Here is a 255-nt window from a genome sequence, read left to right as displayed (position 1 = left end):
CGGTGGTGGCCACCGACCTGGACGGTGACGAGGCGAGCGGCAGCGTGAGCCTGTCGGTCTCGGACGACGTGCCGAGCGTGAGCGTGGCCGGGCCGGCCACGGTGGTGGAAGGCGAGCGCATCAATGGCAGCTGGAGCCTGGTGGCCGGGGCCGATGGCGCCAGCACGCAGGTGCTGTTCGACGGTCAGGCGTATGACCTGGACGAGGCGATCGACACCGGCAAGGGCACCCTGACGGTCAAGGGCGACGGCACCT

Annotated in this window: 1 protein-coding gene; it reads left to right on the top strand. The window is 71.0% G+C overall.

The genetic code is table 11. From position 1 onward, the window contains the following. Positions 1-255: hypothetical protein (locus tag C7I36_RS17515; protein ID WP_181256439.1), on the top strand; the 255-nt coding region annotated here is incomplete at both ends.

The organism is Zobellella taiwanensis (assembly GCF_003012795.1).
GTDB classification, from domain to species: Bacteria; Pseudomonadota; Gammaproteobacteria; order Enterobacterales; family Aeromonadaceae; genus Oceanimonas; species Oceanimonas taiwanensis.
Note: the sequence above shows the minus strand (reverse complement) of the source record. Positions and strands in the feature narration are given on the sequence as shown.